The following is a 15,935-nucleotide window of genomic DNA, read 5'->3' as shown; positions in this document are numbered from 1 at the left end:
GATTTCTTGAGATGTCAAAAATTGCACTTGTCACCGGAGCTTCTTCAGGAATTGGTCGCGCCATTGCTATTCGCCTGGCTCAAGATGGATTCAACCTTCGCGTGCATTACAATTCCAATCTCAAAGGTGCCGAGGAAACTTTGGCGGAAGTAAAAAAGCACTCCCCCGAAAGCAGCCTTCTGCAGTTTGATATGGCCGACGCCGAACAAGTGGAAGCTTCCTTAAAAGATATCGACGTTCACACGTTAGTAAATAACGCCGGCATGCATATCGATGGGATGTCCGCTTTGATGTCTAATGATGCTTTTGAAAAAGTCGTCAAAACAAATCTTTTTGGTCCGTTCTATATTTCTAAAATCTGCGCAAAAAAATTATTGCTTAAGCGAGCGGGTTGCATCGTGAATATCTCCTCCCTTGCTGGTCAAACCGGAAATGCAGGTCAGGTGAACTATGCTGCCAGCAAGGCAGGTTTGATAGCTATGACTAAGACCATGGCAGCGGAGCTGGGGCCGCGGGGAATTCGCGTCAATGGCGTGGCTCCAGGACTCATTGAAACCGAAATGATCACATCGATTCCTCACCTGGAAATATTGAAAAAGCAAATTCCTATGGGTCGCTTTGGAAATCCCGAAGAAGTCGCTGGTGTGGTTTCATTCTTGTGTTCGAAGGATGCGGCCTACGTGAACGGTCACACCATCAGTGTTAATGGGGGTCTGTTTCCATCATAAATTTATAAGAAGTCGTCTTAATTTTGACTTCGTACTGACCCTTGGTTTCTACCAGCATATTTAACGGTATCCCAAGAGCGTCATAACCGGAAAAAGTCACGTGGGCTTTGATGCCATCCTGATCAATATGAATTTGATCTCCTTGAATACGGGGATCGGATTTCTGAAGATTTACGATGGTTTTCACCAATTTAAAAATCTTTATGAAAAAATCTTTGTGCTGATTGATTTGCTCAATCGTGCTTTCGGCCTGAATCGGCTGTCCTTCGACTTCTTTGATTTTGAAAAGTGAAAATCCAAAGGAGTTATAGCCATAGAATAACATCTCTGCGGGTTTTTTCTGAACGATGCAGCTAAAATCAAAATTTTGCACAGGTTTTGAAGCCGATACTTCCACTTCAACATCTTGAGAGTACCGTCCATCTGGGAAAAGTAACTGCCCCTGACCGCTCGGCACCACTTGCTTGCTCGCGCAGGCCATCAAAAATAAGAAGGGCAGGTAAATCAGCTTTCTCATCTTTTTGATCTTTTCATAAATCGTTGCTCCATCAGCAGAAACTTCTTAAGACCCCAGCGCGTTCCAAAATAAGTTCCCACAGTTCCAAAGAATAAAGCAAAGCCCAGCTGATGCAAGATAGGATGTTTGGCAAAGACCATCGGAAAAAACCCGATAACATTGGTCATGGCGGCCAATCCTAAAACAGATTGAATGATGTTGTATTCCTCTTCAGGTTGTTTAAAGGCGTAAAAATCTGTAACGAAAACACCGTAATCGATACTGAAACCAAAGACCATCAAAAGCCCCAGGACGGAAATCAAATCCAGGGAGCCGCCTTTAAAGAAATTCGCGATATAAAACAAACCTAAACCACTTAAGAAGGGAATATAAGCTGCCACGACCCAATACAAGTTGCGATAGTACACAAAGAGCACCATCGTAGAAAGCAGCAATGCCACTGGAATCATCCACTTAAGATCGCTCTCCAAAGAATCCGAAAAACCCTTGATGGAATCCACCAACGAATGAGCGTCGGGATATTTTTCTTTAATCAGATTTTTTTGTGCGGATGTTTCGCCAAAGAAAACAGAAATGAACTGTCCCCGCCCCACCAAATGGTTCAGATAATCTTTCCCGGCTAGATCTGCAAACTGCAAAACCTTATGATCATCGGCGCAAACATTGTTCACGAAGGGCGCAAACACTTTGGATTCCGTGACGGAGAGATTTTTAGAAAGATAACCGCAGCCACTTTCCTCCCATGACTGGATATTTGCTTTTTGAACTTCTTGAGGAGGCAAGTACTCCCCTAGGCCCACATAGGAAATCTTATTGGCGGTACTCCATGACTGCTCCTGATCCGTTTTCACGTAGAGATCTTTTTCGTCATGCAATAACAAATAGGTTTCGCGCTGAGCCCCTTGAGAGAAAAACCAATTTGTCGCTTCCTGATCACCCGGCAATTGATAGTTGAATTTACGCAGGTCGAAACTCAGGTCTACGCGGAAAGAACCCACGATTCCTAAAACAATCAAAGCCGCAATCACAATGCCGCTCCCGCGGAAGTCGGGAAAATACCAATCAATGGGTTTCAAGGTAAAATACTGCGGAAGGTATTTGCAAAGAAGGAAGAAGATCACAAAACCGAATAAAATGCCCAGGGTTCCAAATACCATCATCTGGCGGATGAGTGGAATTCCACTGAAAGCCAAAATTCCCAGGCCCACCAGTGTTGTCAAAAATCCAACGAGATTGGATTTCCAGGTTTGTTTGGATTCCTGATTGAACGCTCCGTGCAGTCCATAATCCACGGCAAGGCCCACAATTCCCGAACCAAATGCCAATGTCAGGCCATGAATGCTGCCATAAAATAATTCGGTCACCCATCCTGCCAAAAACATGGCGATGGCAACCGGCGGAAACAGCAGCAAAGCGCCGACTCGGCCTTTTAGAACCAGAAAGGCGATAAAACCCACCAGAACTGCAACCCCCACCCACGAAACGATTTCCATGTCTTGGTGAACTTGTTTTTCGTTGGAGTAAGAAGCCCCATGGGCACCGACCAGATGAACGTCGTCAAATTTTTGGAGGTCGTCCATCATGTCTTGAACATTCGTCATCTTGGGTTGAACTGCAAACTGCAATGGAATCACCAGGCGCTGCGATTTAGGTTCGAGCAAAAATCCTTGTTCGCGAGTGAACGCTGCCGGCGTCATCGCCTGACTTTTTTGCAGGTAAATCTGCCACTGATCCGTCGGGTCCATTCTTTTTAAATTAAAGAAATCTTTTTTATCAGAGCTGATAAAGCTCAGCTCTGCCATCGCGTTTTGAATGGCACCTTGATAGTGCATCGGGGAATCTGGCGTGGCGTGAAAGTTTTCACGCAAAACAAGATCCTTGGACCATTCTCCGAGTGTGCCAGTAAAGCCACCAATATCATCACCGCAGATCAATCTTTTGACACTTTTCCCCTGAAACTTTTGAAGTTCCTTACACAAGATTCTGGCTTTTTCATAATCAGCTTTTCCTTCGTGGGGATTGATAACCAAAAAGTTCCACCAAAAAACGGGGAACTCAGTTTGTGAATACTGCAGGTACTTGAGGCTTTGCGGAAAGAAGATATCAACCGAATCATCGATTTTAGCCTGGGCTGAGCAAACAACCAGTGCTGTCAGCAAAGACAGCATTGTTGACAGGATCTTTAACGAGCGCATTTTTCATCTTTCGCAATGGCAGAGGACTGCGTTTTCATATTTAAAAAATCGATTTGAATTTCATCCTTGGATTTTTCCAGAATCACAACCTTTTTAACCAGGCCGGATTTGCCGATATCCAGAGTCGCTGATTCAAAAAATGCCTGAGCGGGATTTTTCGGGTTCAGTAGAAATGAACCACCTTGTTTTTGAATAACAAATTCTTCCGCAATACGCGATTGGTTCATGGTGATAATCTTAAGCAGACTTGCAATCTGGTCACCCGCCTCGCGACCGACCTCAGAAAATTTTAAGTTTTTACGCTTCATCGGAGTTCCGGAATCCACCACGATTCCCACTCCATCAATACAGATATTTGAGGGCTTCGGTTTTTCGATATTCCAGTGAAAGACAGAAGTATCCGGTGTCGGGCGCAGGACCTGGAAGTTCCCTTCTGTTTTGATTTCCACATCCAGCTCTTTTAAACTTTTAGACTGCTTAAACTGTCCACTCAGCTTGGTGAACTCCGCCAACTTCAAGTCCCTCAAGGCTCCTGCGTCTTGCGTTGCAGCAAGCGAAAACTGAGCAACGACATAGGAAACAAGAAAAATCAGAATTTGTGGGCGGACTCTCATAAAAAACTCCAAACGAGTTGAATTGGAAGTAATTTGATATATCATCTCGCCTATGGAAAAAGAACAAGTTCGAAATGATTTAACTTCCAAGGTCATCGATATCATCTTCACAACTCTGAATTTGAAGCACATCGATAAATCCAGCGTCAATGCGACAACAGCTATCACTCAAGGCGGTTTGAATCTTGATTCAATCGATATTCTGGAACTGATCGTGAATTTCGAAACAAGTTTTGGAATCAAACTGAACGAATCCGAATCCTATGCCCAGCATTTCCGCAACATTGGATCTATCGTCGAGTTCATCGAAACGAAACAAAGCCAATAGCATGAAATCCATCAAGGTTGTAGGACTCGGAGCTACCTGCGCTAACGGAGTGAACAAAGAGGAAATCTTTGCCTCCATCAGCCAAGGCTCCTCCGCGATTCTTGATTCAGGGTTAGCCACTCTTTCTGAATCGCAGTGGCAAGAAGTTACCAAAACAGTTCCTACAGAATTTCATGACAGCCGATGTTCTTTATTGAATGTTCACAGCTTGCGCGCAGCCCTTAAAGAATCCGGCTGGAGCCAGGAAGATCTGAAGAACACCGGTTTTATTTTCGCCTCCACCACATCTCAGATTGATCAATGGGAAAAGCATCTACCGTTCTACAAAAAAAACGGCTACGACCTGGAAAAAATTAAGTCCAGCGTGGCGAATCAGTCTTTAGGCACACCCGCCTTGCGCCTGGCTGAGTTTTTCGGAATCAATGGACCTGTTTCCCTGATCACCTCCTCTTGCACAGCGTCTTTGCAAGCGATTGCTATGGCGACTCTTTGGATTCGTACGGGAAAAGTGAAACGTTGTGTGGTGGGTGGGACCGAAATTCAAAGTGATTTAACCAAAGTGGGCTTCGGTTCCTTACGCCTGCTTTCAAAAGAAAATGCCAAACCCTTTGATAAAGACCGTACAGGAATTAATCTGGGCGAGGGCAGTGCCTTTCTGTGTTTAGAACAAAGCGATCTTCGCTTTGAGAGCGCTTGGGGATATGTCAGTGGCGTGGGCCTTTCTACGGATGCGCATCACCCGACCTCGCCTCATCCGGATGGACTGGGATCGCAGCGCGCGATTCAAATGGCCCTGCACAATGCCAATCTTTCTGCTTCTGAAATTGCGTGGATTTATTCTCACGGCACGGGATCTCCTGCAAATGACCTGGCCGAAGCAAAGGCCATCAATCACCTTTTCCCGCAGAATCCCTTTGTGACTTCGACAAAATCCAGTCACGGACATACCTTGGGTGCATCAGGTGCCCTGGAATCCGTCATGGGTTTAATGGCGATGCAGCGGCAACAAATTCTTCCCACGGCTTGTTTCGAAAATGCAGATGATAAGATTCAGCTGAAGATTCCGAAGGTCCTTGTTGAGCACACGTATTCCCACTTTTTGAAAAACAGTCTGGGTTTCGGCGGAATCAACGCTGCGGTGATATTCTCAGCGGAGGCGCAAGCATGAAGCTTTTAGCGGAAGATACATTACGCAGTGCTGACGTTGATATGGATTCTTTAGATCCTTCCTATCGTCGCGCGACCATGAATATGGCACTTACAACTTTGACGGCGCAAAACGTGTTAAAGAATCTGCCTGAAGGCGTTTCCAAGTCTGATATTTCGTTCGTGGTTGCGACTCATTTCGGAGAAGTGAATTCGACTTTGGAGTTTTTGAACACTTATCACGAGACTCAAACTCCTCGCCCTATTTTGTTCCAAAATAGCCTGCACAATTCCACCCTGGGTTTTGCGAGTATTCAACTGGGTCTCACGGGCCCGTGCATGACAGTCAGTTGTGACCTGGAAACTGTAAAATCCGCCCACGAGATGGGTCAAAACCTTCTGACCCTGACACCCTATGTCCTTATCTCTATTGTTGATTGCGTTCCTGATGCACTCACTGAACACTATTTAGAGAAGTTCCCCTTTTTGGGCGAACACTTAAATGAAGCCACAAGCTTTCTTTACGCAAGGGCCTAGATGTTTTTCTTTCGCCAAAGTCCACTGATTGTCAGACGCATTCACTCTGCGAAGAATGAAATCTATCTGACATTCGATGATGGACCGACTGAAGACTTTACCCCAAGAGTTTTGGATCTTTTAAAGGAAGCGGATGCCAAGGCCAGCTTCTTTGTCATTGGTGACGAAGCTCGCAAACATTCCGCGATTTTAAAACGCATCCTGGAGGAGGGCCATGGGCTTTTCACACACTCGTTGGATCATGATTACCGTCATTATTTTCGCCGCACACCGTATGTGAAAAATTGGATTGAAAATTCACTAGCAGATCTGAATCACCAATCCGGCCAACCCCACAAGGCTTTTCGTCCCCCTGCCGGCGTCATCACTCCACCGTTAGTCAAAGCCGCAGAACAATTGCAATGCCCCTTGGTATTGTGGAATCACCGCTTTTTTGACACTGCTCACGAGTTCACCGAAGACAAAGTGCAGGAAAACCTCAAGCACCTGCAACCCGGCGATATTGTTTTGCTGCACGATCGACAAAAAACTGTTCGCCAAGATTTATTTTTGAAAACCCTGCGCAAATATTTGCAAGATATCCAAAGACAGGGATATCGTTGTGCGTGTCTGACAGATTCGGTTTTACAAGAAGAGGTTTTGCATGCAAGTCACTCCCGTCACCACGCCCGCAGCTAAGGAATTGCTTCCCCAGGATGCCAAATTCATGGCGCAATTTATCGCGATGGCGCCTTTTGTTTTTCAGACGGCGGTGTGCTTGCGTGACTTTGGAATCTTGAATCTTCTTTGTGAAACTCCTGAGGGCCTTTCCGCTGATCGCCTGCTTGAGAAAATTAACTTAAGTCGCTACAGCTTAAATGTTCTGCTGGATGCAGGTGAAAGCTCTGGAATCTTGTTAGAGAAAAATAAAATCTGGACGATCACCCAAACGGGAATGTTTTTGGAAAAAGATGCGATCACTCGCGTGAACATGAACTTCTCCCAAGACGTTTGCTATCAAGGTCTGTTCAATCTGAAAGACGCACTCGAAACAAACACTCCGACAGGTCTTAAGGTGTTCGGAAATTGGTCAACGCTTTATGAAGGTCTTTCCAGTCTGCCTGAAAAAGTTCAGCAAAGTTGGTTTGCGTTTGATCATTTCTTTAGCAGCGACAGCTTTCCTCGCGCACTACCCATCGTCTTTAAAGATAAGCCTAAGAAAATTTTAGATGTCGGCGGGAACACCGGAAAATTCGCTGTGGCGTGTACAAAATTTGACAGCGATGTGAATGTCACGATCGCCGATCACCCCGGGCAAATCGAAATGGCTAAGGCCAACGCGGCCAGCAACCAAGTGGCGGATCGCGTACACTATCACGTGACCGATCTTTTAAAAAAAGAAGCGGCCCTTCCCCAAGGGCATGATGTCATTTGGATGAGTCAGCTTTTAAGCTGTTTTTCAGACGACGAAGTGGTGATGCTTTTGAAAAAAGCGCGTCAAGCGCTAGGGTCAGGCGGCAGCCTGTATATCATGGAGACCTTCACCGATAATCAGAAATTCAATACGGCCCGCTTTTGCCTGGACATGACGTCTCTTTATTTCACTGTCATGGCGAATGGAAACAGCCGCATGTATCGCAGCGAAGAATTTTATAAGCTGATTGAAAAAGCCGAGATGAAAATCGTCGAAGAACACCCATTTATTCGTTTGAATCACACGATCCTCAAATGCGTACCAGCATAGCTTTCTATCGCTAACGCGTGAAGTTATGTTGTTTAACTGAAATCGTTATTATACGATTATTTTTCATTCGTATTTTGGAGTTTTGATTGAAGGTTTACGTTACCGGCACAGGAGTGATTTCCTCTCTGGGCAACAGCACAAAAGAAATGTTCGGTTCTCTGATTGAAGGAAAAAGTGCCGTTCGTCCCATTCCTGCTTGGAATAACCTCAATGGTTTAAACTGCCGTTTGGCGGCTCCTGCCGCTGCTTATGATAACCGCACTCTGCCTCGCACCGTGCGCAGAACGATGTCGCCGATGTCAGAGATGACGGCGCTTGCAACTCAACAAGCACTGACTGAGGCGGGTCTTTCTGTTCAAGAAATGGATTTTTCTAAATCCCTGCTATCTGTGGGATCCACGACGGGCAGCCCAATTGGTCTGGAAGAGTACTTTCAAAAAATTTCCGAAAACAATGGCGTGCAGGGACAATCCGGAACAGCCTTCTTTAAAGTCATGAATCACTCTGTCGCCTCCAATGTGGCCGTGGCGTTGGGATTTAATGGCGCTGTAATTTCACCAAGCAGCGCTTGCGCGACCTCGGCTCAAGCAGTGATCTTGGGTTGGGAACTGATCAAAGCCGGTCTTTACGATATCGCTATTTGCGGTGGAGCGGATGAGCTTCACTATTTAAGTGTCGCAGTTTTTGACTCTGTCTATGCAGCCTCCCGTGGATATCATGACTCCCCTTCCGCGACTCCCCGTCCGTTTGATAGAAAACGCGATGGCTTGATTGTGTCTGAAGGCGCTTCGATCGTTATTTTAGAAAGCGAGCGCAGTGTTGCTAAGCGTGGTGCGAAACCTTTGGCGGAATTCCTGGGTGGAGCTTATCGCTGCGAAAGTTCTCATATGAGCCAAAGCAATGAAGTGCAGATGCATCATGTGATGTCAGCCGCGCTGGAACGCTCTGGAATCACCAAGGATCAAGTCGAATATGTCAGTGCCCACGCAACAGGTACTATGCAAGGCGACGCCGCTGAAGCGATCGCTATTGGCAATCTGTTCGGCAAACAAGTTCCCGTCAGCTCGCTTAAAGGACACTTTGGTCATTCAATGGCTGCCTGCGGAGTGGGTGAATTGATCGCCAGCATGCAGATGATGAATGAAGGTCTTTTGATTGCGACCCGCAATCTGGAAGAAGTCGCCCCTGAGTGCGACACGGTCATGCACTTGCAAGAAAATCGCAAAGTGAATGCCAACATCACCCTTAGCAATAACTTTGCTTTCGGTGGCATTAATACAAGTTTTATAATTAAGAAAATTTAAACAGCACGGAGTGAGTCAGTGAGCCAGTACAGCACGCAGGTCGTAGACATCGTTAACAACATTCTTCATGAAAAATTTGAAGTGCCTAAGGACGCATTGGTTCCAACAGCAAATCTTAAGGAAGACTTGCAACTAGACAGCTTGGATTTCGTCGACATGTTTATTTTGCTGGAACAAGAAACTGGTAAGAATCCACAAAATGTTGATTTTATGAAAATCAAAAACCTGGGCGATATTTATCAATTGGTCAGCGAGCTTACAGTTCAAGAAACTGTAAACTAATATCCGCCAAAGATTTGTCTCCCTCGTAGCTCATCCACGACACGTGAAAGGTGGAGTTTTCTTTTTGAATCTTCACCACGACTTTATCATTCGGCGACACAGGGTTTTTGATTCTAAAGCTTGAAATGTTACTCAGCAGATTTTTCGACTGAATCATTTCTTGAATAAAGTGCTGACTGATATCAATCATGGCCACCGCGGGAAGAATCGGCATCTGCGGGAAGTGTCCTGAAAAATAAGGCCAGGTGGGAGAGGGTTGAATCTCTACCTCAAGCGCTTCGCCACTTTTTGTGCGAATCGTATAAGTTCCAGAAAGTTCCTTGGCCAAATCAATCATAGGTGAGAAAATACACCCGGAGGAATCCCTGTGTACATTCAAAATTATTCTTGCACCACTGCAGCGGGATTCGGCACACGGGCGTTGATGTCAGCTCTCTATTCAGGAAAGGACTGCTCTATCCCCGCCGAAAATGGCGGCCGTGTTTGCTACCTGGAACAAAACCCGGAAAAGGCTCAGACCTATAAGAATATTTTCGTAAACGCTTTTAAAGATCTGATACATCCTGTACGTGAAGGTCTTTCAAAAAATGCTCACGGAGACATTACAAAAAGTCGGGCCGCTTTAATCTTTGCCTCCACCAAGGGTTGCCTTGAAGATTTCATTTGGGAAGCGACCAGTGAAAACATTCGAGAGATGCAAGATCCTTTCACCAGTATCTATCAAGAATTCACTGAAGCCATGGGGGACCTGGAATGGACTCTTCACTGCAATATCAGCAATGCCTGCGCCTCAAGCCATGTGGCTTTGGAATATGCGCAGGATTTATTTATGGCAGATCGCGTAGAGTATGCTCTGATTATCGCGGGTGATTTGATAGGTCCTTTCGTTTACAAAGGATTTCAATCATTGAAAGTGATTTCACCCACAGGAAATCGTCCCTTCTCGGGAGACCGTGAAGGTTTACAGCTGGGCGAGGCCATGGCGATGCTTCTGCTTTCTAAAGAAAGAAAATCTCCCAATGATTTAAAAGTCACCGGTGTTGCCAGCGACACCGAGGGTTCCTCCATCACCCGGCCGTCTCTGAATGGGCAAGGTTTGCTTCGCGCCATTGAAAAAGCTAACGCGCAGTCAGCCATTCAGCCTGACTTGGTGATCGCCCATGGCACCGGAACTAAGTTCAATGATTCGGCCGAAGAGCAAGCTCTGGCGAAATTTTTGGGGACTATCCAAAAAGCGGATACGCCAATTACCAACACAAAATGGAGCATCGGCCACACCTTAGGTGCGAGTGGGTTGATCGATGTCATAGCCGCCTGTGAAATCTTAAAAACTCAAAAAGCCTTCCGTATTCAGAACACCCTGACCAAGGAATCTGCTTTTACCGGAAATTATCTGACAGCACAAAGTGACGTCGAACAGTATCGTAAGTTCCGTCAAATTCTTGTCACGTCTTTAGGTTTCGGCGGCATTCATGCAGCCTGTGCCATCTCGAGCGAGGAAAACTATGAAGCTCACAATTGATTTACAAAATAAATCAGAGCCCGCATGGAGTTCTAAAGTCGATCGCTGGTATCAGCTGGATGAAGTCGGTTTTGCTTTTTGCGAAGCGCTTCATCAGTGGGAACTGCTGAAAGATGAAAAACGCCCCGATGTTATTTATTTGGCACTGCCAGGAGCTTCAAATTTGGCAGACTTTGATTTCGTCAATTCGGGCGCCTCCAGTCCTGCGAAGTTTGTATTCACCCTGCCGAACATCTGCGCTTCGGTCATTTTTCAAATGTTGGGTTTTAGTGGCAAAGTTTATTGCGTGAATCAAGGACCTGAAACAATCGAGTTTGCAAAAGATGAAGCCAAAGAGGCTGCGAAATCCGGCAAATGCGCCTGGGTCTTTGGCAGCCCTGCTGTACTTGAAGACGACAAGAGAGTCGTCCTTTTCTGGTCTTACACTTAAAGGACAAACTAAGGTTTCGAATTAAATTCGAAATTAGAAGCTGTAAGCCAACCCAATACCTGGCGCTTTCGGATCAGGTAGGATGTAAGCTTTAACACCGCTATCCACTGGAGTTGCACCCGCCCAGGCGTCGACGATTTCCCAAACGTGGAAACCAAGTAAAACGCCAAGACCCACAACGGCCAAACCACCGTTGCTGCATTTCGTTTCTTTGTAACCGTAGGCGTCTGTTTCTTCTTTACAAGTATTTGCCCCCGCAATCAACATCGCAAGGCCCGCAGACTCCGTTGCCGTGAAGATCCAACCTTTGTCAGCGTAACGACCTTGAACTCCATGACCGATCCCAAATCCCAAAGTGGAAGCCAATACTCCACCGGTTACGTACTTTCCAGTCGCTACTGGAACTTTCGCCGAACTTTTGCTCACTTCTTCTTGAGCATGCGCGAATGAAAAGGACATTGCGACACAGACTGCAGTAAAAATATTAAGTAATTTCAAAACCCACCCCTTTGTTATTGCCCACAATATAATTTGAGTCCCACCTGAGCAAGGAGCTTTTTGTCGTTAAACACTTTTCCGTTCACCACTTTCAGCGGACCGAAATCGTGAGTACACGTGGTCTCGATGCGGATCATATCGCCCGGTTTGTGATCGGCATCGACAAAATCAAACTGCGCATTTTTAACTTCCGCAATAAAGGTCACGCGTCCTTTATACGCGGGTTCAATTCCCAAAATATCATTGGCAATCACACTATAACCGTAGGTCTGTGCAATCCACTCGATGCAGGAACTCTCACGAATTTTACCGTCAGAAAAATAACGCCCATGAGACTGCAACGTGACTTGGCCAACTCCCTGACCTTTTTTAAATTCCGCCACATCATCAATCCATACGGCGCCGCCTTTATGAGGCAGCAAGTATTTCATATGTTGCACGGACATCGAATTGCCCCACGCGCGTTCACGTAAGACCTTTTTGATACCCTCCACCCGATCGAATTTGAAATTCGCGTTCAGCGGAATATCTGAAAAAATAATATTTGAAAGAGCCGGCTTAACGCCAACAAATTCTTCTACCAGATCCGCGATTCGAGCTTTAAGTGTTTCTTTATCTGAAACATCACTTTGAATGATGAAGCCAATGTCTTCACCTAAGCGCTCATCAAATAACGAAACCGCCATGCATCGGCAGAAAAAATGTGAAGCGATTTTTCCCTCGAGAACTTCCATCGGAAGCTTCAGGCCGCCACGATTTACAACTAAATCGGTGCGACCATTGAATGTGTAACGAGTCTTTCCGCCCTCTGTATGGGGTTTTAAAGAGTCCTTTAACAGAATTTGCTCGGCGTGCTTAAGTTCACCGTTTTCAAAAATGCCAGCACAGGCGTTAGAGCCCTCAAAGTAAATGCCTTCTTCTTGAACTTTTACGCTCACACCAGAAAGAACATAACCAATATCCCCATCTACTTTAGGCGGAATGCCTGGAGGCAAATGAGTAACTCCCGGCGAAGCTTCCGTCGCTCCATATCCGATACTGGGTTGTTCAATATTTAAAACCGAACGCATTTGCTGCCACAAATCGCAAGTGGCCATCGCTCCGCCGATAATCGAAGTATAGGATTTATGGGGGATGATGTTTTGCCTTTTTACGAATTGAATCAGATCCACGAAATGCGTAGGTGTTCCTAACGTCAAAGTATTCGTGTCAACTTGTTCTAACCACAGCTGATGCGTTTGCCGTGAATAAGCCCCTTCTGCAAAAATGATTTGAGCGTTGTTTAAAACGGCCTGCATGTAACCCAGAACCAATCCAAAAGTGTGAGTGGGCTGAGGGTACGAGAAAATCTTTTTGATACGTTGGGTATTATACAACTCACGAATGGCGCTAAGTGACGTCGTCACGTTTTCTTTGGAATATAAAACCAGACGATTCACACCGCTGGTGGTTCCCGAGGTGAAAACACCCAAAACCGCGGATTCAATAATTCTTTTTTCGGAATCTGTCATCGTGCGTGGGATTTGCTGAGTCAGCTTCCTGATGTCCTCGGGCCATTCACCATGAAGTTCAAATTCCGGAAACATTTGCAGGAATTGGAAATCACGGTGATATGGAGGAACCATGATCATCAGCTCACCGAACTCCCAAAACTTGTTTAAAAGACCTGGCAATTCTTGATGATGAGTTCCGCGCCACAGATGAATCATTATTTCCTCAATGCCTGTTGTTGCATGGTCTGTGTGAGATTTAGGATTTCTTGACCCAGACTGCGATCATAGTTCACAAAGCCCACCTGGCTTCGCACCATCGCGTAAACCTTTTGCGACTGCACTCCCTGAAGCTTGATGTCTTTTAAATCCAAAGCCTGCGCCAAACACACCAGCTGCATTGCCAGAATTTTGTAAACGCCTTCGAGCATATCTAGACACGTCATGGAAGCACTCATACCCAATGAAACTTTGTCCTGGTTATGAGATTCAGAAGAGCGCGAAAAAATTCCACTGGGAATGGAACGCTGGATGACTTCACTGGTGATCGCCCCCACGGTTTGGTGTAAACCTTTAAGTCCATGGTGCATATGCTGTTCGTCTGCCGGAATCGATTTTGTGTCGATCAAATTCGCAGACAAACCACGATTGAATTTATCACTGACTAGCATCAACACCTGGCGGTCCGCAAGATCTGCAATATGTGCCAGATTGATTTTTACGAAATCCATGGCCTGGCATAAGTATCCGCCATAGAAATTCCCACCCATTTCCAAGCCGCCTTCAAAATTCACAACCGGGTTATCCGTCACGGAATTGATTTCGTGTTCAAGGCTCATCCAGGAGTGTTTTAAATTTTCGCGGATGGGACCCAGGATCTGAGGCACACAACGCATGGAATAGGGATCTTGAATAAATTCAGATGTTTTATTTTTAGCAACGGAAACATCCTGACCGCGGGCAGGATGATAGTTTTCTTCATCCAAAAGCTTGCGAATGTTTCGGGCGCTCTCGCCCTGTCCAGGATTGGTCTTGGCCACTTCATTGATAAAAGCACCAAAGGCTTCTTTGCGTCCACCCAGGATCAAGCACTGCCAAGCCGCCGCCACTTCACAAAGCTCGACGATAAAATCTGTCAATTTCAGATTATAAAGCACCATCCCAGCCATCGTGGATGTTCCATTCACGATGGCCAAACCTTCTTTGGGTTTTAGTTTGTAAACAGGGAGGTTTAATTTTTTAAGAACGCTTTCGGCAGTTGTGCGTTGGCCCTTATAGAAAACTTCACCGATCCCCTGAACAGTCTGTCCAAGATAAGCAAGCGGCACTAAATCACCGCTCGCGCCGAGTGATCCCTCACAGGGCACGAGGGGCACCACGTCGTTCTCTAAGAGAAGACACATTCTTTCAATAAGTTCGGGGCTGACGGCTGAAACACCCTGGGCCAAAGAATTTAAACGAACCAAAAACATGGCGCGAGAAGCTTCTGCAGGAATCGCGCGGCCTTGGCCACAGCTTAAATAATTAATCAGATTTTTTTGCAATTGATCGGCATGGTCACTTTGTACGTAATGCGTGGAGTTTTCACCAAATCCTGTTGTCACTCCGTAAATAGGGATGCCCTTATCGATCAGGGTTTTTAAGGACTTAAATGAATACTCGATTTTTTTAAGCAGATTTTCATCAACAGAAATTTTCGAAAAAAGCTCTCGCTGAAAAACGAAATCAGATAAGTCTTTAACTTTAAGATGCCCTTGCAGCATCAATTCCTTCGCCATGCCATAAACCCCGTAAACGAAAACTATAAACCGGGCCTCTTTGGGGTTGCACCCTTTTTTGCTGACACAGCTGCTCAGTTTTTATCGAATGACCAAGTGGTTTTTCAACTGATTGTGCCCACCGTCTGTGTGAGGGAAATGATGATGTAAATGCTTACCACAGGCCTCGATGGCCTCATTAAATCCTGCAGCCCAATTGCCCTTGTTCAGTTGTTCGCCAAATTTGGCAAGAACTTGATTCCAAGTTTCAGGGGGAAGTTTTCCGTTGATTCCCTCATCAGCTAAAATGACCGCTTTGCGCTCCATCACCGATACGAAAATCAAAATTCCTGTCCCCTGATTGGTGCGATGAATTTTATTTAAATAAAATTCCAGGTGAGCGCGCTGATGAACCTGATCCACCTCGTCACGCTCAGGCACAAATACTTTTTGGATAAATGGCATCTTCGCCAAAGCGAAGGAAATGTAATAAATGGCAACCACCAAGAATGGCCAGATATAGACCCAGGGAGTCACCCACAGCAGATCCGCAAATGGCAATTCCGCGATCACTAAAACCAAAAGCAATAACAACGTCAGAGTCATGGGCACATGGCCCACAGACGAGGAACTCTTGACGATAACAGGAACGATTTCGCCGTCAGTGTTCTCTTCCACTCGATGAACGGTCTGGGAGATCTGCTCAATTTCTTTAGCCGAAAGATATTTATGAATCCAAGCCATTTTAATTACTCCGGTTACGCACAATAGTAGCGCGCTGTCTGGAAAGTTTTTTCAAGGCGCAAGGAGGAAGCTGTACACCGTACTGCGACGACGAAGCAACGCGGAAAAAGCTTTCCTGGC

At 45.8% G+C, this 15,935-nt stretch carries 18 protein-coding genes; 10 read left to right on the top strand and 8 right to left on the bottom strand.

Annotated features, from left to right (window positions below; translation table 11 throughout):
- Nucleotides 1-11 precede the first annotated feature (11 nt).
- Nucleotides 12-728, top strand: coding sequence for a 3-oxoacyl-ACP reductase FabG (fabG, locus tag ACLSU7_RS17605; protein WP_413293204.1), 717 nt, complete (start codon nt 12-14; stop codon nt 726-728).
- On the opposite strand, the gene ACLSU7_RS17600 is transcribed toward fabG, so the two are convergent.
- From ACLSU7_RS17600 to ACLSU7_RS17590, 3 genes are read right to left on the bottom strand one after another with little or no spacing between them, the layout of a single operon-like run.
- Nucleotides 703-1,245 carry a hypothetical protein gene (locus ACLSU7_RS17600; protein ID WP_413293203.1) on the bottom strand — a complete coding sequence of 181 codons (543 nt, stop codon included), beginning with the start codon at nt 1,243-1,245 and terminating at the stop codon, nt 703-705. The genes fabG and ACLSU7_RS17600 overlap by 26 nt on opposite strands.
- Complete coding sequence (locus ACLSU7_RS17595; protein ID WP_413293202.1) at nt 1,242-3,440, bottom strand: hypothetical protein; 2,199 nt, start codon at nt 3,438-3,440, stop codon at nt 1,242-1,244. Before ACLSU7_RS17595 ends, ACLSU7_RS17600 begins: the two co-directional genes overlap by 4 nt.
- Complete coding sequence (locus ACLSU7_RS17590; protein WP_413293201.1) at nt 3,428-4,054, bottom strand: LolA family protein; 627 nt, start codon at nt 4,052-4,054, stop codon at nt 3,428-3,430. Before ACLSU7_RS17590 ends, ACLSU7_RS17595 begins: the two co-directional genes overlap by 13 nt.
- Before the next feature lie 52 nt (nt 4,055-4,106).
- Between ACLSU7_RS17590 and ACLSU7_RS17585 the strand changes: the two genes are divergently transcribed.
- The 7 genes from ACLSU7_RS17585 (at nt 4,107) to ACLSU7_RS17555 (ending at nt 9,374) form a co-directional block, all read left to right on the top strand.
- On the top strand, nt 4,107-4,382 hold the full coding sequence (locus ACLSU7_RS17585; protein ID WP_142700992.1) for an acyl carrier protein: 276 nt from the start codon (nt 4,107-4,109) through the stop codon (nt 4,380-4,382).
- A 1-nt stretch (nt 4,383) separates the two neighbouring features.
- Nucleotides 4,384-5,550 (top strand): beta-ketoacyl-[acyl-carrier-protein] synthase family protein, encoded by a 1,167-nt coding sequence (locus ACLSU7_RS17580; protein ID WP_413293200.1) that lies wholly within the window; start codon nt 4,384-4,386, stop codon nt 5,548-5,550.
- The gene (locus tag ACLSU7_RS17575; protein ID WP_413293199.1) at nt 5,547-6,065 is read left to right on the top strand and encodes a beta-ketoacyl synthase chain length factor; all 519 of its coding nucleotides are present in this window, start codon (nt 5,547-5,549) and stop codon (nt 6,063-6,065) included. Before ACLSU7_RS17580 ends, ACLSU7_RS17575 begins: the two co-directional genes overlap by 4 nt.
- A complete protein-coding gene (locus ACLSU7_RS17570) occupies nt 6,066-6,743 on the top strand; it encodes a polysaccharide deacetylase family protein (RefSeq protein ID WP_413293198.1) in 678 nt (225 codons plus the stop codon).
- Nucleotides 6,709-7,788, top strand: a complete 1,080-nt coding sequence (locus ACLSU7_RS17565; RefSeq protein WP_413293197.1) for a methyltransferase — start codon at nt 6,709-6,711, stop codon at nt 7,786-7,788. Before ACLSU7_RS17570 ends, ACLSU7_RS17565 begins: the two co-directional genes overlap by 35 nt.
- An 86-nt stretch (nt 7,789-7,874) precedes the next feature.
- Entirely contained in the window at nt 7,875-9,092 is a 1,218-nt protein-coding gene (locus tag ACLSU7_RS17560) for a beta-ketoacyl-[acyl-carrier-protein] synthase family protein (RefSeq protein ID WP_413293196.1), read from the top strand.
- Between the two features lie 18 nt (nt 9,093-9,110).
- Nucleotides 9,111-9,374, top strand: coding sequence for a phosphopantetheine-binding protein (locus ACLSU7_RS17555; RefSeq protein ID WP_413293195.1), 264 nt, complete (start codon nt 9,111-9,113; stop codon nt 9,372-9,374).
- Here ACLSU7_RS17555 and ACLSU7_RS17550 read toward each other — a convergent pair.
- A complete protein-coding gene (locus tag ACLSU7_RS17550) occupies nt 9,349-9,711 on the bottom strand; it encodes a hypothetical protein (RefSeq protein WP_413293194.1) in 363 nt (120 codons plus the stop codon). The genes ACLSU7_RS17555 and ACLSU7_RS17550 overlap by 26 nt on opposite strands.
- A gap of 30 nt (nt 9,712-9,741) precedes the next feature.
- Between ACLSU7_RS17550 and ACLSU7_RS17545 the strand changes: the two genes are divergently transcribed.
- Nucleotides 9,742-10,896: a beta-ketoacyl synthase N-terminal-like domain-containing protein gene (locus tag ACLSU7_RS17545; protein WP_413293193.1), complete on the top strand. Its 1,155-nt coding sequence runs from the start codon at nt 9,742-9,744 to the stop codon at nt 10,894-10,896.
- Nucleotides 10,880-11,326 (top strand): hypothetical protein, encoded by a 447-nt coding sequence (locus ACLSU7_RS17540; protein ID WP_413293192.1) that lies wholly within the window; start codon nt 10,880-10,882, stop codon nt 11,324-11,326. The genes ACLSU7_RS17545 and ACLSU7_RS17540 overlap by 17 nt, the downstream gene beginning before the upstream one ends.
- Before the next feature lie 33 nt (nt 11,327-11,359).
- Here the strand turns inward: ACLSU7_RS17540 and ACLSU7_RS17535 are convergent, their stop codons facing one another.
- The 4 genes from ACLSU7_RS17535 to ACLSU7_RS17520 all read right to left on the bottom strand — a co-directional run bounded on the left by ACLSU7_RS17535 (nt 11,360) and on the right by ACLSU7_RS17520 (nt 15,815).
- On the bottom strand, nt 11,360-11,824 hold the full coding sequence (locus ACLSU7_RS17535; protein ID WP_413293191.1) for a hypothetical protein: 465 nt from the start codon (nt 11,822-11,824) through the stop codon (nt 11,360-11,362).
- A 14-nt stretch (nt 11,825-11,838) separates the two neighbouring features.
- Nucleotides 11,839-13,533 carry an AMP-binding protein gene (locus tag ACLSU7_RS17530; RefSeq protein WP_413293190.1) on the bottom strand — a complete coding sequence of 565 codons (1,695 nt, stop codon included), beginning with the start codon at nt 13,531-13,533 and terminating at the stop codon, nt 11,839-11,841.
- Complete coding sequence (locus tag ACLSU7_RS17525; protein WP_413293189.1) at nt 13,533-15,092, bottom strand: HAL/PAL/TAL family ammonia-lyase; 1,560 nt, start codon at nt 15,090-15,092, stop codon at nt 13,533-13,535. Before ACLSU7_RS17525 ends, ACLSU7_RS17530 begins: the two co-directional genes overlap by 1 nt.
- 81 nt (nt 15,093-15,173) lie before the next feature.
- On the bottom strand, nt 15,174-15,815 hold the full coding sequence (locus tag ACLSU7_RS17520; protein WP_413293188.1) for a TPM domain-containing protein: 642 nt from the start codon (nt 15,813-15,815) through the stop codon (nt 15,174-15,176).
- Between the last annotated feature and the right edge of the window lie 120 nt (nt 15,816-15,935).

It is taken from the genome of Bdellovibrio sp. HCB185ZH (assembly GCF_047302455.1).
Classification (GTDB): domain Bacteria; phylum Bdellovibrionota; class Bdellovibrionia; order Bdellovibrionales; family Bdellovibrionaceae; genus Bdellovibrio.
The sequence above is the reverse complement of the archived record's forward strand: the minus strand, read 5'-3'. Positions and strand labels throughout refer to the sequence as shown.

Bases quoted from the DNA above. Each gene is read 5' to 3' on its own strand.
- ACLSU7_RS17600 (WP_413293203.1), bottom strand. From the start codon at position 1,245: ATGAGAAAGCTGATTTACCTGCCCTTCTTATTTTTGATGGCCTGCGCG.
- ACLSU7_RS17525 (WP_413293189.1), bottom strand. From the start codon at position 15,092: ATGGCGAAGGAATTGATGCTGCAAGGGCATCTTAAAGTTAAAGACTTA.
- fabG (WP_413293204.1), top strand. From the start codon at position 12: ATGTCAAAAATTGCACTTGTCACCGGAGCTTCTTCAGGAATTGGTCGC.
- ACLSU7_RS17530 (WP_413293190.1), bottom strand. From the start codon at position 13,533: ATGATTCATCTGTGGCGCGGAACTCATCATCAAGAATTGCCAGGTCTT.
- ACLSU7_RS17520 (WP_413293188.1), bottom strand. From the start codon at position 15,815: ATGGCTTGGATTCATAAATATCTTTCGGCTAAAGAAATTGAGCAGATC.
- ACLSU7_RS17595 (WP_413293202.1), bottom strand. From the start codon at position 3,440: ATGCGCTCGTTAAAGATCCTGTCAACAATGCTGTCTTTGCTGACAGCA.
- ACLSU7_RS17580 (WP_413293200.1), top strand. From the start codon at position 4,384: ATGAAATCCATCAAGGTTGTAGGACTCGGAGCTACCTGCGCTAACGGA.
- ACLSU7_RS17570 (WP_413293198.1), top strand. From the start codon at position 6,066: ATGTTTTTCTTTCGCCAAAGTCCACTGATTGTCAGACGCATTCACTCT.
- ACLSU7_RS17540 (WP_413293192.1), top strand. From the start codon at position 10,880: ATGAAGCTCACAATTGATTTACAAAATAAATCAGAGCCCGCATGGAGT.
- ACLSU7_RS17565 (WP_413293197.1), top strand. From the start codon at position 6,709: ATGCAAGTCACTCCCGTCACCACGCCCGCAGCTAAGGAATTGCTTCCC.
- ACLSU7_RS17590 (WP_413293201.1), bottom strand. From the start codon at position 4,054: ATGAGAGTCCGCCCACAAATTCTGATTTTTCTTGTTTCCTATGTCGTT.
- ACLSU7_RS17585 (WP_142700992.1), top strand. From the start codon at position 4,107: ATGGAAAAAGAACAAGTTCGAAATGATTTAACTTCCAAGGTCATCGAT.
- ACLSU7_RS17575 (WP_413293199.1), top strand. From the start codon at position 5,547: ATGAAGCTTTTAGCGGAAGATACATTACGCAGTGCTGACGTTGATATG.
- ACLSU7_RS17550 (WP_413293194.1), bottom strand. From the start codon at position 9,711: ATGATTGATTTGGCCAAGGAACTTTCTGGAACTTATACGATTCGCACA.